The 21,300-nt window shown below is 65.3% G+C and carries 20 protein-coding genes and 2 tRNA genes; 5 read left to right on the top strand and 17 right to left on the bottom strand.

What is annotated here, in order from left to right; all coding sequences use genetic code 11:
- Positions 1 to 189: 189 nt before the first annotated feature.
- The 9 genes from proB to G394_RS0106520 form a co-directional block, all read right to left on the bottom strand.
- Positions 190 to 1,344 carry a glutamate 5-kinase gene (gene proB, locus G394_RS0106560; RefSeq protein ID WP_028576979.1) on the bottom strand — a complete coding sequence of 385 codons (1,155 nt, stop codon included), beginning with the start codon at positions 1,342 to 1,344 and terminating at the stop codon, positions 190 to 192.
- Positions 1,328 to 2,371 (bottom strand): GTPase ObgE, encoded by a 1,044-nt coding sequence (obgE, locus tag G394_RS0106555; protein WP_028576978.1) that lies wholly within the window; start codon positions 2,369 to 2,371, stop codon positions 1,328 to 1,330. Before obgE ends, proB begins: the two co-directional genes overlap by 17 nt.
- A 95-nt stretch (positions 2,372 to 2,466) precedes the next feature.
- The gene (gene rpmA, locus G394_RS0106550) at positions 2,467 to 2,733 is read right to left on the bottom strand and encodes a 50S ribosomal protein L27 (RefSeq protein WP_028576977.1); all 267 of its coding nucleotides are present in this window, start codon (positions 2,731 to 2,733) and stop codon (positions 2,467 to 2,469) included.
- An 18-nt stretch (positions 2,734 to 2,751) separates the two neighbouring features.
- A complete protein-coding gene (rplU, locus tag G394_RS0106545; RefSeq protein ID WP_028576976.1) occupies positions 2,752 to 3,063 on the bottom strand; it encodes a 50S ribosomal protein L21 in 312 nt (103 codons plus the stop codon).
- Positions 3,064 to 3,225: 162 nt separating this feature from the next.
- Positions 3,226 to 5,829 (bottom strand): hybrid sensor histidine kinase/response regulator, encoded by a 2,604-nt coding sequence (locus tag G394_RS20090; protein WP_051307005.1) that lies wholly within the window; start codon positions 5,827 to 5,829, stop codon positions 3,226 to 3,228.
- Positions 5,826 to 6,560 carry a ComFC family protein gene (locus G394_RS0106535; protein ID WP_043774891.1) on the bottom strand — a complete coding sequence of 245 codons (735 nt, stop codon included), beginning with the start codon at positions 6,558 to 6,560 and terminating at the stop codon, positions 5,826 to 5,828. Before G394_RS0106535 ends, G394_RS20090 begins: the two co-directional genes overlap by 4 nt.
- Positions 6,554 to 7,117, bottom strand: a complete 564-nt coding sequence (locus G394_RS18255; RefSeq protein WP_043774889.1) for a flavodoxin family protein — start codon at positions 7,115 to 7,117, stop codon at positions 6,554 to 6,556. The genes G394_RS0106535 and G394_RS18255 overlap by 7 nt, the downstream gene beginning before the upstream one ends.
- Positions 7,114 to 7,296: a hypothetical protein gene (locus tag G394_RS18250; RefSeq protein ID WP_043774887.1), complete on the bottom strand. Its 183-nt coding sequence runs from the start codon at positions 7,294 to 7,296 to the stop codon at positions 7,114 to 7,116. Before G394_RS18250 ends, G394_RS18255 begins: the two co-directional genes overlap by 4 nt.
- 55 nt (positions 7,297 to 7,351) lie before the next feature.
- Positions 7,352 to 7,981 carry an MBL fold metallo-hydrolase gene (locus G394_RS0106520; protein WP_028576974.1) on the bottom strand — a complete coding sequence of 210 codons (630 nt, stop codon included), beginning with the start codon at positions 7,979 to 7,981 and terminating at the stop codon, positions 7,352 to 7,354.
- Between the two features lie 125 nt (positions 7,982 to 8,106).
- On the opposite strand from G394_RS0106520, the gene G394_RS0106515 reads away from it, so the two are divergent.
- From G394_RS0106515 to G394_RS0106495, 5 genes are all read left to right on the top strand, one after another.
- On the top strand, positions 8,107 to 10,551 hold the full coding sequence (locus tag G394_RS0106515) for a diguanylate cyclase domain-containing protein (RefSeq protein ID WP_028576973.1): 2,445 nt from the start codon (positions 8,107 to 8,109) through the stop codon (positions 10,549 to 10,551).
- A 42-nt stretch (positions 10,552 to 10,593) separates the two neighbouring features.
- Positions 10,594 to 10,669, top strand: a tRNA-Asn gene (locus G394_RS0106510).
- A gap of 340 nt (positions 10,670 to 11,009) precedes the next feature.
- Positions 11,010 to 12,089, top strand: a complete 1,080-nt coding sequence (locus G394_RS0106505) for a TOBE domain-containing protein (protein WP_028576972.1) — start codon at positions 11,010 to 11,012, stop codon at positions 12,087 to 12,089.
- A 97-nt stretch (positions 12,090 to 12,186) separates the two neighbouring features.
- A complete protein-coding gene (locus tag G394_RS0106500; RefSeq protein WP_028576971.1) occupies positions 12,187 to 12,813 on the top strand; it encodes a hypothetical protein in 627 nt (208 codons plus the stop codon).
- 95 nt (positions 12,814 to 12,908) lie between these two features.
- Positions 12,909 to 12,984, top strand: a tRNA-Asn gene (locus G394_RS0106495).
- 126 nt (positions 12,985 to 13,110) lie between these two features.
- Here the strand turns inward: G394_RS0106495 and trxB are convergent.
- The 8 genes from trxB to G394_RS0106455 all read right to left on the bottom strand — a co-directional run bounded on the left by trxB (position 13,111) and on the right by G394_RS0106455 (position 21,272).
- Positions 13,111 to 14,058, bottom strand: a complete 948-nt coding sequence (trxB, locus tag G394_RS0106490; RefSeq protein WP_245578277.1) for a thioredoxin-disulfide reductase — start codon at positions 14,056 to 14,058, stop codon at positions 13,111 to 13,113.
- Positions 14,059 to 14,086: 28 nt separating this feature from the next.
- The gene (locus tag G394_RS0106485) at positions 14,087 to 16,510 is read right to left on the bottom strand and encodes a Lon protease family protein (protein WP_028576969.1); all 2,424 of its coding nucleotides are present in this window, start codon (positions 16,508 to 16,510) and stop codon (positions 14,087 to 14,089) included.
- On the bottom strand, positions 16,503 to 16,961 hold the full coding sequence (locus G394_RS0106480) for an Hsp20/alpha crystallin family protein (RefSeq protein ID WP_028576968.1): 459 nt from the start codon (positions 16,959 to 16,961) through the stop codon (positions 16,503 to 16,505). Before G394_RS0106480 ends, G394_RS0106485 begins: the two co-directional genes overlap by 8 nt.
- A 29-nt stretch (positions 16,962 to 16,990) precedes the next feature.
- Positions 16,991 to 17,896, bottom strand: coding sequence for a hypothetical protein (locus G394_RS0106475; protein ID WP_028576967.1), 906 nt, complete (start codon positions 17,894 to 17,896; stop codon positions 16,991 to 16,993).
- Positions 17,897 to 17,925: 29 nt separating this feature from the next.
- Positions 17,926 to 18,930, bottom strand: a complete 1,005-nt coding sequence (locus tag G394_RS18245; protein ID WP_051307003.1) for an ABC transporter ATP-binding protein — start codon at positions 18,928 to 18,930, stop codon at positions 17,926 to 17,928.
- Entirely contained in the window at positions 18,927 to 19,619 is a 693-nt protein-coding gene (locus G394_RS0106465; protein WP_043774884.1) for an ABC transporter permease, read from the bottom strand. The genes G394_RS18245 and G394_RS0106465 overlap by 4 nt, the downstream gene beginning before the upstream one ends.
- A gap of 120 nt (positions 19,620 to 19,739) precedes the next feature.
- Positions 19,740 to 20,612 (bottom strand): ABC transporter substrate-binding protein, encoded by an 873-nt coding sequence (locus tag G394_RS0106460; RefSeq protein WP_028576965.1) that lies wholly within the window; start codon positions 20,610 to 20,612, stop codon positions 19,740 to 19,742.
- A gap of 87 nt (positions 20,613 to 20,699) precedes the next feature.
- Positions 20,700 to 21,272: a FlgO family outer membrane protein gene (locus G394_RS0106455; RefSeq protein WP_028576964.1), complete on the bottom strand. Its 573-nt coding sequence runs from the start codon at positions 21,270 to 21,272 to the stop codon at positions 20,700 to 20,702.
- Positions 21,273 to 21,300: the final 28 nt, after the last annotated feature.

The raw sequence follows: 21,300 nt of genomic DNA, 5'->3' as shown, positions 1-21,300 counted from the left end.
CAAGACAATTCTTGCCGCGCAATCCCTTTCGACATGCAAAAAAACGGCGCTGGAAGCCGGAACATTGGGACAGACACGGACCGTCACGGACCGCGGGAATTTCGGCGTGCGCGGGCGCAAAAAAAGGCTTCGTGCATGAAAATGCAGAAGCCTTCCATCCCGCAGCGCGGCAGCGTCAACCCGAATTCTTCAGAGCGAACTGTCCAGCACCAGGTTGTCCCGGTGCACGACCTCCTGGTGGGGACACGGCCCCAGGACCTTCTCGATCTCGGCGCTGCTCAGGCCCTGGATCTTGCGCAGCTCCGCGGCCTTGAAGTTCGTCAGGCCCACGCCGACGGTGGCGCCGTCCAGTCCGGCGATGCGCACCAGCGCGCCCATGCCGAAGTTGCCCTCGACATCCTTCACCCCGGCGGCCAGCAGACTCTTGCCCTTGGACGTCAGGGCGCGGGCGGCACCGTCGTCGACCACGATGGTCCCGGCCGGGTCAAGGTGGTAGGCCAGCCAGAACTTGCGGCCCGAGAGCATCTTCTGGGTCGGCGCGACCCACGTGCCGATCTCCTCCAGGTTGAAGACGCGCTCCAGCACGAATTTCTGCTTCCCCGAAACGATGAGGGTCGGCACGCCGATGCTGGCCGCGCGGCGGGCGGCCATGAGCTTGCTGAGCATCCCGCCCGTCCCGGCCCCGGTCTTGCCCCGGCACATGGACTGCAGGTTCAGCTCGGCGATGTTCTCGATGCAGGGCACGAAGGCCGCTTCTGGGTTTTCCAGAGGGTTATCGTCGAAGACGCCGTCGGCCGAGGTCAGGTTGACGATGACGTCTGCGCCGACGAGGTTGGCTACCATGGAGGACAGGGCGTCGTTGTCGCCGAACTTGAGTTCCTGCACGGCCACGGTGTCGTTCTCGTTGACGATGGGGATGACCTTCCAGTCCAGCAGGCGCGTCATGGTGTTGCGGGCGTTCAGGAAGCGCTCGCGGCTGCGCAGATCGTCCTTGGTCAAGAGGACCTGGGCCGTGACCTTCTCGTAGCGGGCGAAGGCCTCGTCGTAGCTGTGCATGAGGCGGCTCTGGCCCACGGCCGAGGCCGCCTGCTTGTGCACCATGCACCCGGCGGCTCGGTCCGCGCCGAGCACGCAGCGGCCCGCGGCCACGGCGCCGGAGGTCACGAGGACGATCTCCAGGCCACGGTCGTGCAGGCCCGCGATCTGGTCGGCCAGACGGTTGACCACCCGCTCGTCAAGGCCCTTGTCCGTGGTCAGCACAGCGCTGCCCACCTTGACGACCACGCGCCTGGCCTTCTCCAGAATCCTGCGGCGCTGGACGCGCCAATCAGTCGACTGTTCCATCTTCGGTTTCGCCCCCGTCCTTCACGGTCGCGAGATGCAGCGCCCACATGGCCGCAAGCACCTCGTCGACGCCGATCTCGTTCAACGCCGACATGAAGTACACCTGAAGGCCCAGGCGGTCAAAGGCCGCCCGCACCTCGGCCAGACGCTCGGCGTCGACCAGATCGATCTTGTTGATGACGCGCATCTGGGGCTTCTCGGCCAGCTCCGGGTCGAACAGGCGCAGTTCGTCGTCGAGGATATGAAAGCCGGCCAGGGGGTCTTCGGGGTTCACGTCCTCGATGCTCAGAATATGCACCAGGAAGCGCGAGCGCTCCACGTGCCGCAAAAAGGTGTGCCCCAGGCCCAGGCCCGTGTGCGCGCCCTCGATGAGGCCGGGGATGTCGGCCACGACCAGCTTGCGGTCGTTCTCGTCGATGACCACGCCCAGGTTGGGCGCCAGGGTGGTGAAGGGGTAAGCCGCGATCTTTGGCCTGGCCGCGGAAATGCGCGAGATGAACGTGGACTTGCCCGCGTTGGGCAGGCCCAGCAGACCCACATCGGCGAAGACCTTGAGCTCCAGGCGGATGTACTTCTCCACGCCCGGCTCGCCGGGCTGGGCGAAACGCGGCACCTGCATGGTCGAGGACTTGAAGTGGGCGTTGCCCTTGCCCCCGCGCCCGCCTTCGGCCACGACAATCTCCTGGCCGTCCCTGGTCAGGTCGGCGATGAGGACTTCGCCGTCATCCGTCTCCTCGAAAACCTGGGTGCCCACGGGCACCTCGATGACCTTGTCCACCCCGGCCCGGCCATAGCAGAGCCGCCCGGACCCGGGCCGGCCGCTTTCGGCCTCCTGGATGGGCGCGTGGCGATAGTCGTAGAGGGTCAGCAGGTTGCCCACGGCGCGGAACACGACGTCGCCGCCCTTGCCCCCGTCCCCTCCGTCGGGGCCCCCGCGGGGCACATATTTCTCCCGGCGGAACGACACGGAGCCCTGGCCTCCGCTGCCGGAACGGATAATGATCTTGGCCTCGTCAACGAATCTCATGTGATCTCCCGGCCCGGGATCGACCCGGACAGCAAAAAAAGCCGCCCAAGAGCACCCTCTTGAAGCGGCTTGAAAAATCGTCGCAGCGACAATGTCTAGACGGCGGGAACGATATTGACCCTGGTCCGGACCTTGTTCTTGCGGGTGTATTTTTCAAACTTCACGACCCCGTCAATCAGGGCGAACAGCGTAAAATCCTTGCCAACACCGACGTTGACGCCGGGATGGACCTTGGTGCCGTGCTGACGCACGAGGATGTTGCCCGCCAGGACAGCCTGGCCACCGAACTTCTTCACGCCGAGCCGCTGACCGGCACTGTCGCGTCCGTTGCGTGAACTACCACCTGCTTTTTTATGAGCCATGTTTTCCTCCCGACGACACTAGGCCTGAATGGACTTCACCTTCAGGGTGGTGAAATCCTGACGGTGGCCCTGTGTTCTACGATAATCCTTGCGGCGTTTCTTCTTGAAAATGATGATCTTCTTGTCACGACCGTGCTCGACCACCTCACACGTCACGGCAGCGCCGTCGACGAAGGGCTGACCGATCTTCACGTCGGCGCCGGTCCCGACCAGCAGGATTTTGTCCAGAGTGATCTCCGAACCGGCCTGCGCATCAAGCTTGGCGACCCTCAGGCTGCGGCCTTCTTCAACACGGAACTGCTTTCCGCCAGTTTCTACGATTGCAAACATCTTGCGACCTCCAAAATATTGAACGACGTGGCTACCTTTTCCGGGGAACCCCGTCAAGACTTTCATAACGCTACAAGGCCGCCCGGAGCAGAGCAGCCGTCGAGAGGGAGGATGCACATAAAACGAAACCAAGAGTCCGTCAACCGAAATCTGACGACTGCCTCACCCGCACCACTTCGCCAGCGTGTCCCGCAGGTCCTTCAGGCTGTAGGGCTTGGGCAGATGTCCGTTCATGCCTGCCTCCCGGCTCTTCTGCTGGTCCGACTCCAGGACGTGGGCCGTCAGGGCGATGATCGGCACCTCCTGGCCCATTGCCCGGATGGCCCGCGTGGCGTCCAGTCCGTCCAGAACCGGCATCTGGATGTCCATGAGAATGATGTCGAAGACCTGCCCCCCGGCCAGCGCGTCCACGGCCTCCTGCCCGTTCTCGGCCATGGTCACCCTTGTCACGCCGAGGGTGCCGAGCATCTTCTTGAGCAAACTGCGGTTGAATGCGTTGTCCTCCACGGCCATCACACGGACTTCGACGTAGACCCCTTCCCCGGCCACGTCCTGCGGCAGCCCCTGCACGCGCGGCATGACGATGGCCGGGACGTCCAAAGGCAGGACAAAGGAGAACGTGCTGCCCTGACCGGGGAGGCTGTGCACGGAGATGCCGGCGCCGCCGAGCAGGCGGACCAGGTTGTTGGCGATGGTCAGCCCCAGGCCCGTTCCTCCGTACTGCCGGGTCAGGGAGCCGTCGACCTGTTCGAAGGACGTGAAGATGTCCTTCTGGCGGTCGGCAGAAATCCCGATGCCCGTGTCGCGCACGAAAAAATGCACGCTGGCCCGGCCGCCCCGCACCGGTTCGGCGCTGACCGTGATCTCCACGCTGCCCCTCTCGGTGAACTTGACGGCGTTGCCGACGAGATTGACCAGAACCTGCACGAGCCGCCCCTGGTCCGTACGCACCGTCGCGGGCAGCCCCGTCGTGGTCAACCGCAGTACCAGGCCCTTCTGGTGGGCCTGCTCGCCGAACATGGTCCGCAGGCGTTCGAGCATGGCCGCGAGGTCCACGTCCTCGGGCACGATGCGCATCATGCCGGCCTCGATCTTGGAGAAGTCGAGGATGTCGTTGATGATGACCAGCAGGCTTTCGGCGCAGACCCGGATGCTCTGCACGCATTCGGCCTGCCCCGGGTCCAGGGCGGTGTGGGAGAGCAGCTCGCCGTGGCCGACGATGGCGTTCATGGGCGTGCGGATCTCGTGGCTCATGTTGGCCAGGAACATGCTCTTGGCCTGGGAGGCGGCCTCGGCCCTGCGCCGGGCGTCGACGATCTCCGTGACCTCGATGACGCTGACGATCATGCCGCCGAAGGCGTCCTTGCCCAGCACGGGCTGCATGCGCACCACCAGGGCCATGTCGCGGAAGGATTCGAGCTGGATCTCGCGCAATCGGGTCCGCGGGTCATGCCTGAGACTGCGCAGGCCCTCGTCGAGCTCGTCCCCGAGAACGCCTCCGGGGAAAAGGTCCCAGACCTTGGCCCCGAGCAGCCGTTGCCTGTCCAGGCCAAGGATGCGGCAGAGGCTCGCGTTGACCTCGATCACCGACCCATCCTCGTCGCTCAGGGCCACGCCTTCGTCGATGCCGGCCAGCAGGGATTCCAGGCGCGACTTCTCCTGCAGCAGGGCGTTTTCGGCCTGCTTGCGCTGGGTCACGTCCATGAAGACCTCGAGGATGAGCGTCTCGCCCTTGAGGATGACGGGGATGGAGCTCTTGATGACGTCGAGGGTCCGCCCTTGCATGGCGTGCATGCGCACCTCGTGCTCGAATTCGACCCGGGGGCCGTTTTCGGACGTCTCCGTCTCCTCGCAGAACATGTCCCAGGGTATGCGGCGCTCGAAGAACCAGCCGGGCTCGATGTCGAGGAGGTTGGTGGCGGCGAGGTTCACGCGACGGATGGTGCGGTCCTGGCCGAGGATGGCTATGCCCACGGGCAGGGCCTCCAGAATCCGCTCCATGCCGGCGTTGGCCTCGACTACGGCCTCGGCGTCCCGGACCCGCTCCTCCAGAAGCCCACCCACTGCGGCCATGCTGCGCAGGCACAGTCCGCTCATGACCGCCAGCAACAGCGCCCCCACCGCGAGGCGGCCCACCAGCGCGCGGTTGGCCCGCGTCTGATGGTCGTCGATGTGTCCCGAGATGCTCTCGGCAATACGCTGCGCAACGGCCTGCGCCGTCGCATCGGCCTGAATGAAAAGGCTCTCCACCCGCACCGCTGTCACCGGGTCGAACGTTGCCGACGTTGCAGTTCTCGCCGTCAGATTCGTGCTCGCGTCCAGAATCCCCTGGACCATGGGCACGAGAGGCGCTGCCGTTGCCAGGAACTCGGGCGGCATGGGTTCAGGCAGGGAAATGGGGACGGCCCCGGCGCTCTCCCCTTTCACGCGCAGCGCCCCGCCCTGGTGCATCAGGACCAGCAGTCCCTTGGCCCGCAAGAGCCGCCTGTCCGCCTCGACCGAAAGGCCCTTGGCCACGGAGGGGTCACTCTCCCCGGGCAGCCTGGAAAGGGCCAGGCGGGCGGCCCCGAGGTCGAAACGCAGGCTCTGCACCAGCTCCAGATGGCGCTGGTCGATACGCAGCTGCTGCTGGTGCTCGTCGATGCTCAAAAAACGGTACACCTCGATGCCCATCAGCCCGACGGTCCCAACCACCAGACAGACCAGCATGACCAGCAGACGCTTCTGATCGGGATGCCTCCAGCGGAGGGTGAGAACGCTCTTCATAGGGCCCTGGCCAGGACGAAGACATCCACCTTCGCGGCGCCGGCATCGAGACAGGCGCGGGCGCAGGCCGTCATCGTGGCCCCGGTGGTCATGACGTCATCGACGATGAGGACATGCCGGCCCCGCACCTCGGGAGAGGCGGCGAAGGCTCCGGCGACGTTGCCGCGACGGGCGGCGCGCCCCAGGCTCGACTGGGTGCGCGTCTCACGGGTCTTGACCAGGGCGTGCGTCAGCGGCCGCAGGGCCATGGCCCGGCCCAGCATCCGGGCCAGCTCCGCGCTCTGGTTGAATCCGCGGCGCAACACATGGCCCGGCAGCATGGGCACGGGGACGATCACGTCCGGCCGGCCCATCCCCCGCAACTCCCAGGCCTGGCGGGTCAGAAAGGACAGCAGGCGGCCCAGGCCGAGCTCGTGGCCGAACTTGTGACGGTGCACCAGTTCCTTGAGATGGCCGTCGTAGGGACCGTGAAAGGCCAGCCCGGACCAGGGCGGCGGGGACATGCGGCAGGCCAGGCAGCGGTAGACCGGCGATCCGGGATCGGCAAAGCAGGTGCCGCACAGCGGGCAGTGTCCGCCCCGGCGCGGCGCCAGTTCCGATGCGCATTCCGGGCACAGGGGATAGTCGCGCGGGTCGTCCAGCACCGCCGCGCAGAGCTGGCAGCGTCGGCCCGTAAGGCAGGCCAGGGCGTCCAGGCAGCGCCCGGCCGTGACCGCAAGGCCGCCTACCATCCGCTCCTCCCGGCCAGGTCGCGCACCGCCTGCATGGCCTCGTGGCATCCCGAGAAATCGCCGGCCTCGTCGATGCCGCGCAGCAGGGCGGTTCCTTCCAGGCGGAAATCCAGGACATCCAGAAAATAGCGCAGGGTCGGCAGAATACCTTCGAAAAGCTTCTCGCCGCGCGGGCGCCCGGCGACGATCACGGCATAGGCCGGGCGCACGGCGCCCACCGCCGTCAGCCCCGCCTGCCTGGCCAGGTACCGGGATTGGGCGCGGTCGATCCAGGCCTTGGCCTGGCTCGGGAGATGATAGAAATAGACGGGCGCGGTCAGGACGAGCCCTGAAGCCTGATCAAGCCGCATGAAGAGGTCGTCCGCAGCGTCCTCGCCGCTCATGCGGCAGACACCTGCGGCGGCGCAGGCACCGCAGCCCGTGCAGGGCGCCACATGGTGGTCCCGCAGGCGCAAGGCATGGCTTTCGCCATGCAGGCAGCGCGCGAAAAGGTCCGCGGCCTGATCGCTGTTGCCGCCCCCGCGGGGGCTCAGGGACATGACGACGGGCCGTCTCATGGGCGACGCTTGCGGACGAACTCCGCCCGCACGTATTCCCCGACCGGCTGCGTGGTCAGGGTCCAGTCGGTTTCGACGTAGAGCGCGTTCTCAAGCTGGGGAACGACGCCCGGGCTGACCCAGAAAACCTGCCGGTCCGTCCGGCTGAAACGCAGATACCAACTGGCATCGGAACCCACGTGTCAGCACTTGTCCCGGAAATCGTGTTCGCCTTCGGGAATCATGCGGTCCTCCCTAGTGGGTGAACTCGGTGAAAAATGGGTTGTTGAGCCGTTCCTGCCGCACCGTGGTCTCGGGCCCGTGGCCGGGATAGATCACGGTGTCCTCGGGCAGGGTGAAAATCTTGGTGCGCACGGAACGCATGAGCTCCCTCTCGGAGCTGCCGGGAAAATCGGTGCGCCCCACGGAGCGGTAGAAGATCAGGTCGCCGACGAAGACGGCCCCGATCGTCTCGAAGTAGAAGGACAGGCTGCCCGGGCTGTGACCGGGGGTTGCCAGGACACGGCACGTCGTGCCCAAAAGGGGCAGTTCGCCCTCCTCCAGCGGGGTGATCTCGAAGGGAGGCGTGCGGGGAAACCCCATCATGCCGCCCCCGCCGAGCTCCGTCTGCATGAGATAGGCGTCCTTGGGATTGGCCATGACCGTCACGCCCGCGGCCGCCACCAGGTCGGCGTTGCCCTGGATGTGATCGAAGTGCAGATGCGTGTTGAGAACGCTGTGCAGGGCGAGCTTTCTGGAGGAGAGAAAGGACAGGATCTCGTCGGCGTCCCCGCCCGGGTCGATGACCACGGCCTCGCGGTCGGAGTGCAGGACATAGCAGTTGGTATCCAGGGGCCCCAGGGGCATGGCGGTCACGTGAAGCATCGATTCCTCCCTCGGAAATGGTGTCTTCCCGGGCTGTAGCCACCTTCGACCCAAAACACAATTCTCCTTTCTGGACAAGGGGTGCGGCATGAGGCAAAGGCTTCGGAAACACCCTGGGGTCAATCATGAACACGGCCAGTCCCATCTCTCCCCTGCGCCGGCAGGATATTGTCGAATACGAGCCTCTGCTCAAAAGCTCCTTCAAGGAACTCCTGTCCTTTTCCTCCTACAGCCTCATGTTCCCGGCCGTCAGTCCGGAGGAACTCGAGCCCGACGCCGAGCACCCCTACGGCAAGGCCGTGCTGGAGGACGACCGTCTTCAACTGCCCCTCATCCGCGGCGACAGGCTGCTGGCAATCTTCGAGGCCCGCGGGGTGGACGCCGGCAAGACGGCCCAGGCCCTGCCCTACCTGCCGGTCATGGCCTCCCTGTGCCTGGAGCAGATCGGGCTCAGGAAACTGGCCATCACCGACCCCCTGACGGGCCTCGCCAACCGCCACTGCCTGCACGGGGCGCTGATGCGGGAGATCTCGGGCATCCTCGGCTCCATCATGCCCGGCCCCGAGGCCGTGGCCGACGATTCCCTGCAGGGGCACAGCGCCTGCTTCGGACTGATCATGATCGACCTGGACCGCTTCCGGCAGGTCAACGAGAGCTATGGGCACCTCTTCGGCGACCGCATCCTGAACCTCGCGGCCGAGGTGCTGCGCGACGTCTGCCCAAAGCAGGCCCTGGTCTGCCGGCTGGACGGCGACTCCTTCGGCGTGCTCTGGCCCCAGGCCTCAAGGTCCAAGCTGCGCGACCTGGCGTCGAACCTCGGCATCGAGATGTCCAAGGTCACGGCCCGCTTCGCCCCCCTGCGCGAGGACGTGTCCGTGTCGGCCAGCATCGGCTTCGTCAACTATCCCCAGGACCTTCAGGGCTCGCAGTTCCAGAAGGCCCCGGCCGAACAGGCCTGGCTGGTGCTGGAGAAAGCCGAGAAGGCCCTGAACACGGCCAAGGCCTGCGGCCGCGGGCAGGTCTACTCCTTCAACCAGATCCTGACCCAGGGCGGCGTCGTGCTCGAAGTCATGCCCATGAACCGGCTGATCATCAACCTCGGCCGCAGCGTGGACGCCCACGAGGGCCAGCGCTTCCTGGTCTGGTCGCGCAAGTTCAACGGCCGCGAGACCATCGTCGGCGCCAGCGGGGACGTGGTCTTCGGGCACTATCCGCCCATGTACAAGGCCGAGGTCTCCCTGGTGGAAGTCCAGGACGAAATGGCCATCGCCGAGATCCTGGTCCAGAACGACCCGGACTGGGTGGTGGAGAAGGGAGACAAGCTGACGCTTCTGGACGAGCATTCGGGTCTGATGGAGCAGCGCGAAGCCCAGCCGGGCGCCCGCTCACCGCAAAAGGACCTGCTGACGGGCCTCTACCCCTACCGCGATTTCCTGCAGACGTGGCAGACCGCGCGCAGCCAGTCCAAGACCTTCTCCGTGCTGCTCATGCGCCTGGAGTCGCCCCACTCCGAACGCACGCCCATGGACCAGATGAAGGAGGAACAGTTCTTCCAGGCCCTGACCAACCGCGCCGAAACCCTCTTCGGCCCGTCGGCCCTGGGCGGCCGCTACAGCATGAACTGCGTCGTCTACCACGTGCCGGACATGGAGCCGTCCGAATGCGCGCGGGCGGTGCGCGAGCTCTTCGAGGACGAGCGCTTCGCCGGGCTGGACAAGTCCGTGGGCATCGCGGGCTACCCCTTCCTGGACTTCACCCGCTCGGACATCCTGGACAACGCCCGCAAGGCCATGGACCACGCCGCGCTGCTGCAGGACGAAAAGATCGCCTGCTTCGACTCCATTTCCCTGAACATCAGCGCCGACCGGCTCTTCGCCCAGGGCGAAGTCTACGACGCCATCGCCGAGTACAAGAAGGCCCTCACGGCCGACGAAGGCAACCTCCTGGCCCGCAACTCCCTCGGCGTCTGCTACGCCCGCCTGAACAAGTACAACTCGGCCAGGGCCATCTTCCAGGATCTCGCGGCAAGCCACCCGGACCAGATCATGCCCCTCTACAATTTCGGCTGCGCCTGCCTCAAGGACGGCGACCCCGAAGCGGCGCGGCAGGCCTTCGAACAGGTTCTGGCCGTCAAGCCCGACCACATCTACGCCCTCATCCGCCTGGGCCTCATGGCCGAGGAGGAAGGGGATTTCGAGCGGGCCTGGGCCCTCTACGAGCAGGTCGGGGCCGCACCCGCAGGCGACGGGCAAACGCCGGCGAGCAGCCTGGCCCACCGCTACCTGGCCCGTCTGGCCTTCCGCCGCGACGACCGCGACACGGCTCGCGAACTGCTCCACCAGGCCATCACTTCCAACCCCCAGGACGCCCACTCCTTTCACCTGCTGGCCAAGATCTACCTGGAGCGCGGGGACGACCCGGAGATCGCCGAATCCCTGGCCCGCCAGAGCGTACACCTCAAGCCCGACGCGCCAGCCTTCTGGGAAGTCCTCATCTCGGCCCTGGAGCAGCAGGGCAAGGCCGAGGAGGCCGGACAGACAAAAATTCGCGCCGCGGCCCAAACCGGTTGACAGCGCATCCCTCTTTGCCCTAAAGGGGCTTCTCACGAGCGATCCCCGGTAGCTCAGTTGGCAGAGCAGGTGGCTGTTAACCACCCTGTCGGCAGTTCAAATCTGTCCCGGGGAGCCAGAATTTCAAAGGCCCTTCACATCGAAGGGCCTTTTCTTTTTCCCGACGGCCTGGGGTATTCCCAATCTTCGACGCCTCTCGACGCCAAGGCGCAGGTCTTCGGCCGGGTGCCGTCCGCGCGGCGTCGGCTGTCCGACTGCGCCAGGCATCGTCGGGAGAACCGTTGCCTTCGCCCGAAGCGCGGTTTCCGGCCGTGCACGCAACGGTTATCCCCTTCGAGGCCGGCAAAGGAGTTCCGACACCGCGCGGACGGCACCCGGCCGAAGACCCCCGAGCCGCCTCCCCCCAATCTGCATTCTCCTCTTGCCTTTTCTCCTCCGACCAGTCCAAAATAAATCTTATGAACCCTCCCACCAGCAAGAAGACCCGACCAGCCTCCCGCCCGTCCGACCACGGCCGCATCGTGGCCGAGCCGTCCTCGTGTCTGGACACGCTGCAGCTCGAACGCCTGGAACGGGAGTTCAAGACATGGGCCGACGGAACGCCGCGCGCCGACGTGGCCCTGTCCCGCAAACGCATCCTGCTCATCTTCCTGCTCATCCGCCATACCGGGGCCAAACTGCACGAGGTGCTGACGCTGAACCCCGTCCGCGACGTCGACCATGGCGCCCTGACCGTTGCCTTCGGTCGCGACGCCCAGGACGCCGAGGCGCGGACGGTGCCACTGGCCGAAAACGTGTCGCGGGAAATCAGGGCGCTGCTGGACGACGAGGCCTTCCTTCGCAGCGCGGGGCAGACCCTCAGCGTGGACCCGGCCTTCGTGCGCCGCAAATTCTACGAACGCGCCCAGGCCTGCGGTTTCCCCAAACAGATGGGCAGCCCGGAGGCCATCCGCAAGTCCCGCGGGGTCGAGCTGATGCAGTCCAACATGCCCCTGCCGGCGGTGCAGAAGTACTTGGGGCACTCCACCCCCAACCTGACGTCTTCCTACGTATCGTTCTCCGAAGAGGACATCCGGGCCGTGACCTCCACGTTCCTGCAGCGCGAAAGCGCGCGCAAGACCAGCGCCCGCAACGCCTTCTTCGGCCGCGTCGACCGCATCCTGCCGGCCGACCTGCAGGCCGTGGTGGAACTGGTCACCCCCGGCGGACACACGCTTTCGTCCATCATCACCCTGGACAGCCTGAAGCGCATGGGCCTCAAGGCGGGCCGTCTGGCGACCATCGAGGTCAAGGCCCCCTGGGTGCACCTGTACCGTTCCGAAGCGGAGCCCCTCTGCTCGGCCGAAAACCGATTCCTCGGCCGCATCGTCCGCCTGACCCGCGGACGGATCAACACCGAATGCGTCCTGAGCATCGACGCCGAGACCGAGCTGTGCACCATCGGGACCAACGAGAGCATCGACCGTCTCGGGCTGCGCGAAGGCACTGCGGCCTGGGCCGTGTTCGGCGCGTATTCCACCATCCTGCGCGTCGATTAGAAGCTTCGGGCCGCATCTGATGGCACGCACCGGCCGCGGCATGGACTTCGGGCCCCGATGGCGTATGATGCTGTCGAATTCAGCCGAGGAGGACGACATGTGCAAACGAATTCTGCAGGCAGGCGTTCTTGATTTCATGGCGCTGGCCATCGTGGCCGTGTTGGCCGGATGCGCGGGCACCCGCTTTGCGGACCTTTACCAGCCCGGCGACGCGGAGGTTGCCCTGTGGGGCTCCGAAACCATTCCCGTCGAACCTGGTTGGCGCTATATCGGAGCGGAACAGTTCAACGTCAGGGGCGAAACCAGGGACACGTCCCTGCCGCCCATCGATCTGATCCAGACTCTGGTTTTTGTGCGGGAGGGAGAGGGGCCGGCCTCGATCCTTCTGCTGTCGCGGGTCGTCAAGACAGGCGATCAGGAGGTGTTCGTCTTTCTCGGCGGGTACAAGACCGAACTGAACGGGCGAACATTCCGCGAAAGCCTGTACGGGCTCCCCTCGGAAACAACGGACCCCGAATATCGCCGCTATCTTGCAAGGGCTTCCGCCGCGGGAGCCGAGCTGGCGCCGATCTACCGGGTGAAGGTTTTGGACAGGCTGCCGGTGGACACGGTCATGATACGCGCCATGGAACTGACTCCGGGCAAGATCACTTCGTCCCTGCCGCCCTACGGGAAACTGTATCCTCAGGAGCGTCTCGATCCGCTCTTTCGCGATTTCCGGTAAGCCGACCGGAAGTCCGCTGAATAGGCCGAAAAGAAGGGGGCTTTCCCGGTTGACAGCCGAGCCCCCTTTCCCTAAAAGCGCCTTCTGGCCGACGTTCCCCGGTAGCTCAGTTGGCAGAGCAGGTGGCTGTTAACCACCCTGTCGGCAGTTCAAATCTGTCCCGGGGAGCCAGCAGATTTCCCGCCGCAGGCGACAAAAAACCCCTTGAAATTCAAGGGGTTTTTTGTTTTCACGACCACTGCGTGAAACCGGCGCATGGCGCGGACCGCGTCCGGCGCCATGCATCCGCCAGCCGCCCTACTTGCGGCCGGCCTGGGCCTTGCGGGCCTCCACGAAGTGCGCCGCGGCCAGGGCCGCGACACAGCCGTCGGCCGCAGCCAGGACGATCTGGTTGGCGTATTTCTGCCGCAGGTCGCCCACGGCGAAGATGCCGGGCAGACTCGTTTCGCACTTCTCGTCGGTGACGACGTATCCCGCCGCGTTCATCTTCACTCCGGCCGGCACAAGCATGTTGTTCGGCCTGAACCCGACGAAGATGAACACGCCGTCGGTGTCGATGTCGCGGGTTTCGCCGCTCTCGACGTGCTGGACGGTCACGCCGGTCACGCCCTGGTCGTTGCCGGCGATGTTCGTCAGCACGGAGCTCAGGACCAGGGTGATGCGAGGCTCGGCGAAGACGCGCTGCTGAAGGATGCGGCTGCCGCGGAACTCTTCCCGCCGGTGCACGAGATAGACCTTTTTGCAGATCTTGGAGAGATACAGGGCATCCTCCAGGGCTGTGTCGCCGCCGCCGACCACGACGACGGTCTTGCCGCGGAAGAAGAACCCGTCGCACGTCGCGCAATAGGACACGCCCTTGCCGTACTGCTCCATCTCGCCGGGCACGCCCAGCTTGCGGGCCGAGCCGCCGGCGGCCAGGATCACGGCATGGGTGTCCAGCCGGGTGCCGTCGGTCAGCACCACCTCGTGGAAGTCAACGCCGGGCTCCACCCGGGCCACCTCGTTCTCCCGAATCTCCAGATTGTAGCGTTTGGCGTGGTTCAGGAACTTCTCGCACAGCTCGAAGCCCCCGACCTCCTCGATGCCGGGGTAGTTCTCCACGTCCTTGGTCAGGGCGACCTGCCCGCCGGGCATGCCCTTCTCGACCAGCACGGCGTTCATGGCCGCGCGCATGGCGTAGATGCCCGCCGAGAGACCAGCAGGCCCCCCGCCCACAATGACCAGATCGTACATGTTCTTTTCCAAGATATGCTCCTTATGGGCAGTCGCCCGTTCAATCATTGTCCTTCGTGTTGTTCTCGTCCTTGCCGAACCGGACCATGCCCTCGGCCAGGCTCTTCAGGCGCTCGTCCGCCAGGGCGTAGATGCTGCCCTTGGGGTACGTGCCGTCCTTCCTGCGCGCACCGGCCTTCTTGCCGGTCAGAATCTCGATGCCCTGCTCGATGGTGTCCACGGACCAGATGTGGAACGTCCCCCCGCGCACGGCGTCCACGACCTCGGGCTTGAGCATGAGGTCCTTGACGTTGGCCCTGGGGATGATGACGCCCTGCGCGCCGGTCAGTCCGCGCGCCTTGCAGCAGGCGAAGAAGCCCTCGATCTTGTGGTTGACCCCGCCGATGGCCTGCACCTCGCCGTTCTGGTTGACGGAGCCCGTCACTGCGACGCCCTGCTTGATGGGCACGCCCGAAAGACTCGACAGCAGGGCGTACATCTCCGTGGACGAGGCGCTGTCGCCGTCGACCCCGGAATAGCTCTGCTCGAAGGCGATGGACGCGCTCATGGCCAGGGGCTTGTCCTGGGCGAACATCTTGCGCAGGTAGCCGCCGAGGATGAGCACGCCCTTGTTGTGGGTGCTGCCCGACAGGTCGGCCTCGCGCTCGATGTTGATGATGCCTGCCTTGCCCATGGACGTGGCCACGGTGATGCGGCTGGGCTTGCCGAACATGATGTCGCCCATGCTGTACACGGCCAGGCCGTTGATCTGGCCGGCCTTGGCGCCGTCCGTGTCGATCATGATGGACCCGCGGTCGATCATGTCCTGAATCTTTTCCTCGATGAGGCTGGAACGATGGATGCGGGCCTCGACGGCGCGGGCCACGTCGTCACCCATGACCGTGTCCCGGCCGTCCTGTTGTGCGAAATACTCGGCCTCCATGAGCAGGTCCGTCAGCTTGGGGAAGGTGGCGGCCATCTTCTCCTGCCGCCCGCCCATGCGCACGGCCTCCTCCACCAGGGCCGCCACGGCCGTGCGGTCGAAGGGGCGCAGGCCGTGTTCGGTGCAGCGGGCGCGGACGAAGCGGGCGAACTGGCTCACGGCCTCGCCGGTGTTGTCCATGGTCGTGTCGAAGTCCGCCCGGACCTTGAATATCTTGGGCACGTCATCGTCGTAGTGCTGCAGCAGATGGTACATGTACGTGTCGGCCAGGACGATGACCTTGATGTCCATCTCGATGGGCTCAGGCTTCATGGAAGAGGTGGTGAACAGATAGAAGGGGTCGTAGGTCTGGATCTCCATCTTGCGGCTCTTCAGGGCCCGCTTGAGGGACTGCCAGACGCCCGGTTCCATGATGGCGTCCAGGAGGTTCAGGACCAGATAGCCGCCGTTGGCGCGCACGAAGGAGCCGGCCTTGATGCGCGAGAAGTCCGTGCGCCAGACGCCGCTGCGGTCCACGATGCGCTCGATGCTGCCGAACAGGTTGCGGTAGGTCGGGTATTCCTCGATGATGACCGGTGGCCCCTGCTGCTCGGAGTTGTCCACCATCACGTTGACCGTGTACTGCTCGAAGGGGTCGCCCACGGGCATGTGCGGGGGCTGTTCCTGGGCGAAGAAGATGGCGATGTTCTCGACCATGTTGTCGATCATGTGCCGGAAATACTCGTTCAGCTCCTCGCAGGCGAAATCCTCGCGCAAGGGGGCGATGAGATCGTCGGCCAGGTTCGAGAACATGGCCTTGTCGGCCTGCCGGTTCTTCTCCTGGATCTCCTTCTGCAACTGCCGAATCTGGAGAAAGATGGAGTCGATCTCGCTCTTGATCTCGGAATGCTTGGCCTTGATGCGCTCGAACTCGTCGCGGGGGAAGCGGCCCTTCTCGACCATCTGTTCGAGCTTGAGGACCGGGGTCGGCTCCCCGTCGACGACGGGCATGACCTCGGGCGGCTGGCCCTGACGCCCCTGGAAGGTGACCAAGGCGAAGCCGGCCTCCTTGACCTGTTTTTCGAGATTCATGAAGAAGCTCGCGGTCTTTTTTTCGTAGGCCTCGTTGATCTCGTTCTTGCGGGCGAGATATTCCGGGCTCTCGAAGAGCTTGGGAACCTCCTTCCGGAGTTCGTCCACCAGCGCCTGCATGCTCTTCTTCAGACGCGCGCCCTGCCCCTGGCCCAGGCGCACCAGGATGGGGGCTTCGGGGTCCTTGAAGTTGTTCAGGTAGCACAGGTCGCCGGGGACATTGCCACCCTCCACGGCCATGGCCAGGACCTTCTTCACGGCGTCCATGCGGCCGGAGCCCGGAGCGCCAGTGACCAGAATGTTGTAGCCCGGACGGCGCACCCCGATGCCGAAGCGCAGGGCTTCCACGCCCCGGTCCTGGCCGAGGATCTCGTCCAGGGGCTCGAGTTCGTCCGTGGTGGCGAAAGGCAGGGTGGAAGTGTCGAGGGTCCACCGCAATTCCTCGGGAGTCAGTCGTAACGATTCACTCATGCCAACCTCGCTCGTTGTTGTGCTCGTTCGCCCGCTTCCGCACCGGCGTGCGGCCCGCGAGCCTGGGCAGGACGATCCTGAGCATCCCGCCCGCGTAGCTGGCGGTCACCTGGTCCGCGTCCACGGCCGAGGAGAGCCGCACGGAACTGGCGAACCCCTGCCGGGCAATGTACAGGCTCCCCTCGTCGCGGTCCTCCTCCACCCGTTCCCCGGAAATGGACAGCCTGTTCCCGGACACCGAGACCTTGATGGAACGCGGGTCGAGGTTGGGAACAAGGGCCGTGACGACGATGGCCTCGCCTTCGTTGACCACGCGCACATCCGGCTCGCAACGCAGCAGCCGAAGATCCAGGGGGCTGCAGAAGTCCCGCACGAGGGAGTCGAAGAGCTCCTCCATGTCCTGCCTGAGCTTTCCGAGTTCGGTGCGGTGCCACAAATGCAGATCGGACATATCGCCTCCGCCGCAAAACGTGGAAACTGTCAGAGGCCGAAAAAAAAGGTCCCGAAGGAGATGTTTCCGGCGTCGCCAAGGCAATGAATATCACTCCGGGCGCCGCTGCGGTCAAGCCCGCGTTCGAGGTCGGCGCGCAGGGACGGCAGCCCGGCCTGACGCTGGGCGTGGTCGAAGTCGACGATAAGCAGGCGGACATACGGGTGGACGTGCAGGGATGGTGGCAGGCGGTAGCGCCGGGAATGTCGGGTGTCGAGGGCGGCGCCGCGCTCCAGGAGGCCGCTGACCCAGGCGGAGGCGGCCGCCTGGTCCGCGAGCCGGCGGTCCATTTCCCGCATCCGCCAGACGATGCCCCCGCGCCCCTTCAGGCGCAGGTCCCCGTCGGCGTAGCGCCGCAGCAGAAACAAAACGGCCACGCCCTGCGGCGACAGGGCCACGAGATCGACCCGGCCGGCGTCAAGGGGGGCTTCAAACGGGGCGTCAAGGGCCAGGACGCAGACGTGGCGGAGGAAGAGGCGATCCAGGATGGCCTGGCGGCGGTCCACATGACGGCAGGCATGGCGGCGGACATGATCGTAGTGTTCGGCCAGTTCGGACAGGGTCTGGACCGAGCGGGCGCAGGCCACGCCGTCCCCGAGGACGGTCCGCCCTCCCGGATGGGTCAGCAGAAGGTGCCCTGGCTCGATGCGGCATTGCGGCTCGCCGCCGCGCAGCCCGATCTCGGCGAAAACGTTCCCGCGCAGCCGCACCACGACCCCGGATACGTCGATCCTGGGGACGGCCTCGGCATCAGCCTCGATCTTCGACCACCAGCCGCCCTCGTCGCGGCGGAGACGGTTGAGGGTCGAGCACAGTTCCCGCCAGGCGGACTCGCCAGGACGGACGTGGGGACGGGTGGCCGCACCGGACGCGGGGATAAGGTCGTGGGGCATCATCGTGGTCTCTCTTCCTGGTGGCGGCGGGATCAGTGCCCGGCATGGCATTCGACTGCCTCGGGTCGAATCTCGGCCAGGACCATATCCCCGACGGTCAGACCCGCCGCCCTGAAATCAACGAGTGGCATCTGCACATCCAGGGGGCGCCCCAGATTGACGCTCAAGGCCACTGTGTCCCCTTCCAGACGAATCTTGGCCAAAGGGCCGCAGTTGAGCCCCGTCTCCAGGGCCCGCTGCAGGCGCACCCCTTCGGGGTCGATGGATATCCTGACCCTCCCCGGCTCACAGCCGTTGACGGGCACGCGGAAATTCTCTGCGATCCGGCACCATGCCTGTCCGTCCGTCACGTTCGTGATCCCGGCGTAAGAATTGGCGCGAGAACGGTGCACCAGCTTCCCGTCCTCCAGGAAGATGACGTGCGGGCACAGGGCCCAGGCCTGTGAGCGGTTGTGGGTGCAGAGCACGATGGTCGTGTCCCCTCTGTCGCGCAGCTCGGCCACGACCTGCTCGATGACGATGCGGTTCTGCGTGTCCACGCTGGCCGTGGGTTCGTCCAGCAGGAGCACTTTCGGGTTGTTGGCCAGGGCCCTGGCGATGGCCACGCGCTGGGTTTCGCCCCCGGATAGGCGTGGGGCATAGACCTCGGACAAGTGGGACAACCCCACCAGTTCCAGCGCCTCGTCCACCAGCCTGTTGCGCTCCGCCCTGGCCACTCCCCGGATGGCCAGGCCGTATCCCACATTCTCGCGCACGCTGCGGCTGAACATGACCGGGTGCTGTTCAACAAGAGCGACCTGGCGCCGCAGTGGACGCAAGCTGGATTCTTTCCAGAGCACTGGCTCGCCCTGAAAAAGGACCCGCCCCTCGTGAGGCGCGGTCAGAAAGGACAGTATCCCCAGGAGCGTCGACTTGCCGGCCCCGTTTGGCCCTTGCAGGGAATAGGCGAGTCCATGCTCGATCCCGAGCCGCGGCAGATCGAGCACGACCCGTCCGTCGTAGACCATGCGCACGCCGTGGAGTTCGAAAAGGCTCATCGCTGCGTCCTCCCCTGCACGTACCCGAGCAGCACGTTGACCACCAGGCTGATGGTCAAAAGCACGATGCCCAGCCCCAGGGCCAGCACGAATTCGCCCTTGTCGTACTCCAGGGCCATGGCCGTGGTCATGGTCCGGGTGAAGCCCCTGGCGTTGCCGCCGAGCATCATGGAGATGCCGATCTCGGAGATGACCCTGCCGAACGCGGCCACGATGGCGGCCATGATGCTGAATCGCGCCTCGCGCAGGACCACCAGGGCCACCTGCCACGAGGACGCGCCCAGAGTCAGGGCCGTGCGCCGGTAGCGGTCGTCGATTCGACCGACGGCCGCGATGGTGAAGGCCACGATAATGGGCGTGATGAGAATGATCTGGCCGACGATCATGGCCTTCTGGGAATAGAGCCAGCCAAGCTGACCGAGCACGCCGCGCCGGGACAGCAGCGAGTAGACCAGCAGGCCGATGACCACGGTCGGCAGGGCCAGCATGGTGTTGAAAAAGGTGATGACCGCCTGCTTGCCCCTGAAACTGGCGATACCGATCAAAAAACCCGCCGGTACGCCGATGACGCAAGCAGCCAAGGTGGCCCAAAAGCTGACGTTGAGCGACACGCCGACGATATGCAGAAGTTCCCCGTCAAAGCTGAACAACAGTTGGAGCGCCGCCCAAAGACTATCCCAAAAAAACATGCATACCCCTGAAATGAGTGCCCTCGGGAAAAAAAGGCCCGCTCGAGGAGCGGGCCGCTAACGTCAATTCCCCGGACGCCTGGACGTGGCGTCCGGCGCGCGAAATCGAGCCGCCTCGGCCTATTTCGCGTCGGGGAAGAAGAGCTGCTTGTCAAGCAGCTTGAAGTCGCCGATGACCTTCTGTCCGCGCTCTGAGACGAGCCACTTGGCAAACGTCTCCGCCAGGTCGAAGCGCACATGGGGGTGCTTGGCCGGATTGACCGGAATGACGCCGTAAGGGTTGAAGAGCGTCTTGTCGCCTTCGCTGATGGACTCGAGCTGCAGGCCCTCGGGCCGGCCGTACTTGTACTGGACGTAGGTCCCGCGGTCCGTGATGGTGTAGCCCTGCTTCTCCTCGGCAAAGGTCAGGGTCTTGCCCATGCCCTGGCCGATGGACATGTAGCCCTTCATGCCTTCGGGGTGCACGGTCTTGAACTTCATTTCCTTGTCCTTGGCCTTGAAGACGGTATCCTCTTCCTTCAGGGGCAGCCCCGTGGCCTTCCAGAGCTCCTGCTCCTTGGCGTGGGTGCCGCTGTCGTCGCCGCGGGAGACGAAGACCGCCTCGGACTGGGCGATCTTCTTCATGGCCGCCGCCGCGTCGGGGCCCTTGGCGCCGGCAGGGTCCGTGGCCGGACCGATCAGCAGGAAGTCGTTGTACATGACGTAATAGCGCTTGGTGCCGAAGCCGTCGGCCACGAACTTCTCCTCGCGGGCGGGGTCATGCACGAAAATGACGTCCACGTTGCCGTCGATGCCGTCCTTGATGGCCGCGCCCGTGCCCTTGGCCATTACCTGGACGTCGATGCCCGTGTCCTTCTTGAACTCGGGCAGAAGCACCTCAAGCAGTCCCGAAGACTCGGTGCTGGTGGTGGTGGACATCTTCAGCACCTTGTCCTGGGCCATGCCCGTGACAGGCAGAAACAACAGCGCGAATACCAAGAGCAATTTCTTCATGCTTCCTCCGAATATGTAAAGATTGACACAAGAATCCCTACATAAGTCAATCTTGGCACAAGAACAAGCACGAAGCGGGCGGGCGCGTCATCTGAGAATCGTTTCCACTGAAGGCTGAACGGCAGCAGGCCTTCCGTCGGCCTTCTGCTGGCGGACATACGGCAGGGAAAAATCCGAAGAGGCCAGAGCGATGCCGTCGCTGGCCCGCAGGACGCGAGCGTTGACGTACATCTGACGCCCCACGACCGTGTACGTCCCGACCAGGATGGAATATGCGGCTGAGTCGGTGTTGATCTCGGCGATGTCGCGGGACAGGGCCATGACGCCGCCGGACGGATCGACGCGCAGCTGATCCGAACGCAGCTGGATTTCCGTCACGGAGTAGCCGTGCTGGCTGAGCCGCGAGGCGACCTGTTCCGACAAGAGCCTGCCGAGATCGTTGGTGTTCTCCATGCTGGCCGAATCGACGAAGGACGCCGCGAGCATGGGGTAGGACGCCACCGGGCCGCCCGAAAGCTGCGAGTGCAACTGGTCCCCCGCCTTGTAGGAAAAATCCAGCAGGCGCGGCTCGGCAGGGCCCGAAGCCTTGCCGACGAAGGCCGGCAGCTGGATGCAGCCGCACAGGAACACGCTCGCCAGAGCGATGAATATTCTGGACATGGTCGAACCCCCCGGAGAAAAATGCCGA

It is taken from the genome of Desulfomicrobium escambiense DSM 10707 (assembly GCF_000428825.1).
GTDB classification, from domain to species: domain Bacteria; phylum Desulfobacterota; class Desulfovibrionia; order Desulfovibrionales; family Desulfomicrobiaceae; genus Desulfomicrobium; species Desulfomicrobium escambiense.
Note: the sequence above shows the minus strand (reverse complement) of the source record. Positions and strands in the feature narration are given on the sequence as shown.

Coding starts and splice junctions, on each gene's coding strand:
- G394_RS0106485 (WP_028576969.1), bottom strand. CDS start 16,510: ATGAGTGAATCGTTACGACTGACTCCCGAGGAATTGCGGTGGACCCTC.
- G394_RS0106465 (WP_043774884.1), bottom strand. CDS start 19,619: ATGTTTTTTTGGGATAGTCTTTGGGCGGCGCTCCAACTGTTGTTCAGC.
- rpmA (WP_028576977.1), bottom strand. CDS start 2,733: ATGGCTCATAAAAAAGCAGGTGGTAGTTCACGCAACGGACGCGACAGT.
- G394_RS20090 (WP_051307005.1), bottom strand. CDS start 5,829: ATGAAGAGCGTTCTCACCCTCCGCTGGAGGCATCCCGATCAGAAGCGT.
- G394_RS0106520 (WP_028576974.1), bottom strand. CDS start 7,981: ATGCTTCACGTGACCGCCATGCCCCTGGGGCCCCTGGATACCAACTGC.
- rplU (WP_028576976.1), bottom strand. CDS start 3,063: ATGTTTGCAATCGTAGAAACTGGCGGAAAGCAGTTCCGTGTTGAAGAA.
- G394_RS0106475 (WP_028576967.1), bottom strand. CDS start 17,896: ATGATGCCCCACGACCTTATCCCCGCGTCCGGTGCGGCCACCCGTCCC.
- G394_RS18255 (WP_043774889.1), bottom strand. CDS start 7,117: ATGAGACGGCCCGTCGTCATGTCCCTGAGCCCCCGCGGGGGCGGCAAC.
- G394_RS0106455 (WP_028576964.1), bottom strand. CDS start 21,272: ATGTCCAGAATATTCATCGCTCTGGCGAGCGTGTTCCTGTGCGGCTGC.
- G394_RS0106515 (WP_028576973.1), top strand. CDS start 8,107: ATGAACACGGCCAGTCCCATCTCTCCCCTGCGCCGGCAGGATATTGTC.
- obgE (WP_028576978.1), bottom strand. CDS start 2,371: ATGAGATTCGTTGACGAGGCCAAGATCATTATCCGTTCCGGCAGCGGA.
- G394_RS0106480 (WP_028576968.1), bottom strand. CDS start 16,961: ATGTCCGATCTGCATTTGTGGCACCGCACCGAACTCGGAAAGCTCAGG.
- G394_RS0106505 (WP_028576972.1), top strand. CDS start 11,010: ATGAACCCTCCCACCAGCAAGAAGACCCGACCAGCCTCCCGCCCGTCC.
- proB (WP_028576979.1), bottom strand. CDS start 1,344: ATGGAACAGTCGACTGATTGGCGCGTCCAGCGCCGCAGGATTCTGGAG.
- G394_RS0106500 (WP_028576971.1), top strand. CDS start 12,187: ATGTGCAAACGAATTCTGCAGGCAGGCGTTCTTGATTTCATGGCGCTG.
- G394_RS0106460 (WP_028576965.1), bottom strand. CDS start 20,612: ATGAAGAAATTGCTCTTGGTATTCGCGCTGTTGTTTCTGCCTGTCACG.
- G394_RS0106535 (WP_043774891.1), bottom strand. CDS start 6,560: ATGGTAGGCGGCCTTGCGGTCACGGCCGGGCGCTGCCTGGACGCCCTG.
- G394_RS18245 (WP_051307003.1), bottom strand. CDS start 18,930: ATGAGCCTTTTCGAACTCCACGGCGTGCGCATGGTCTACGACGGACGG.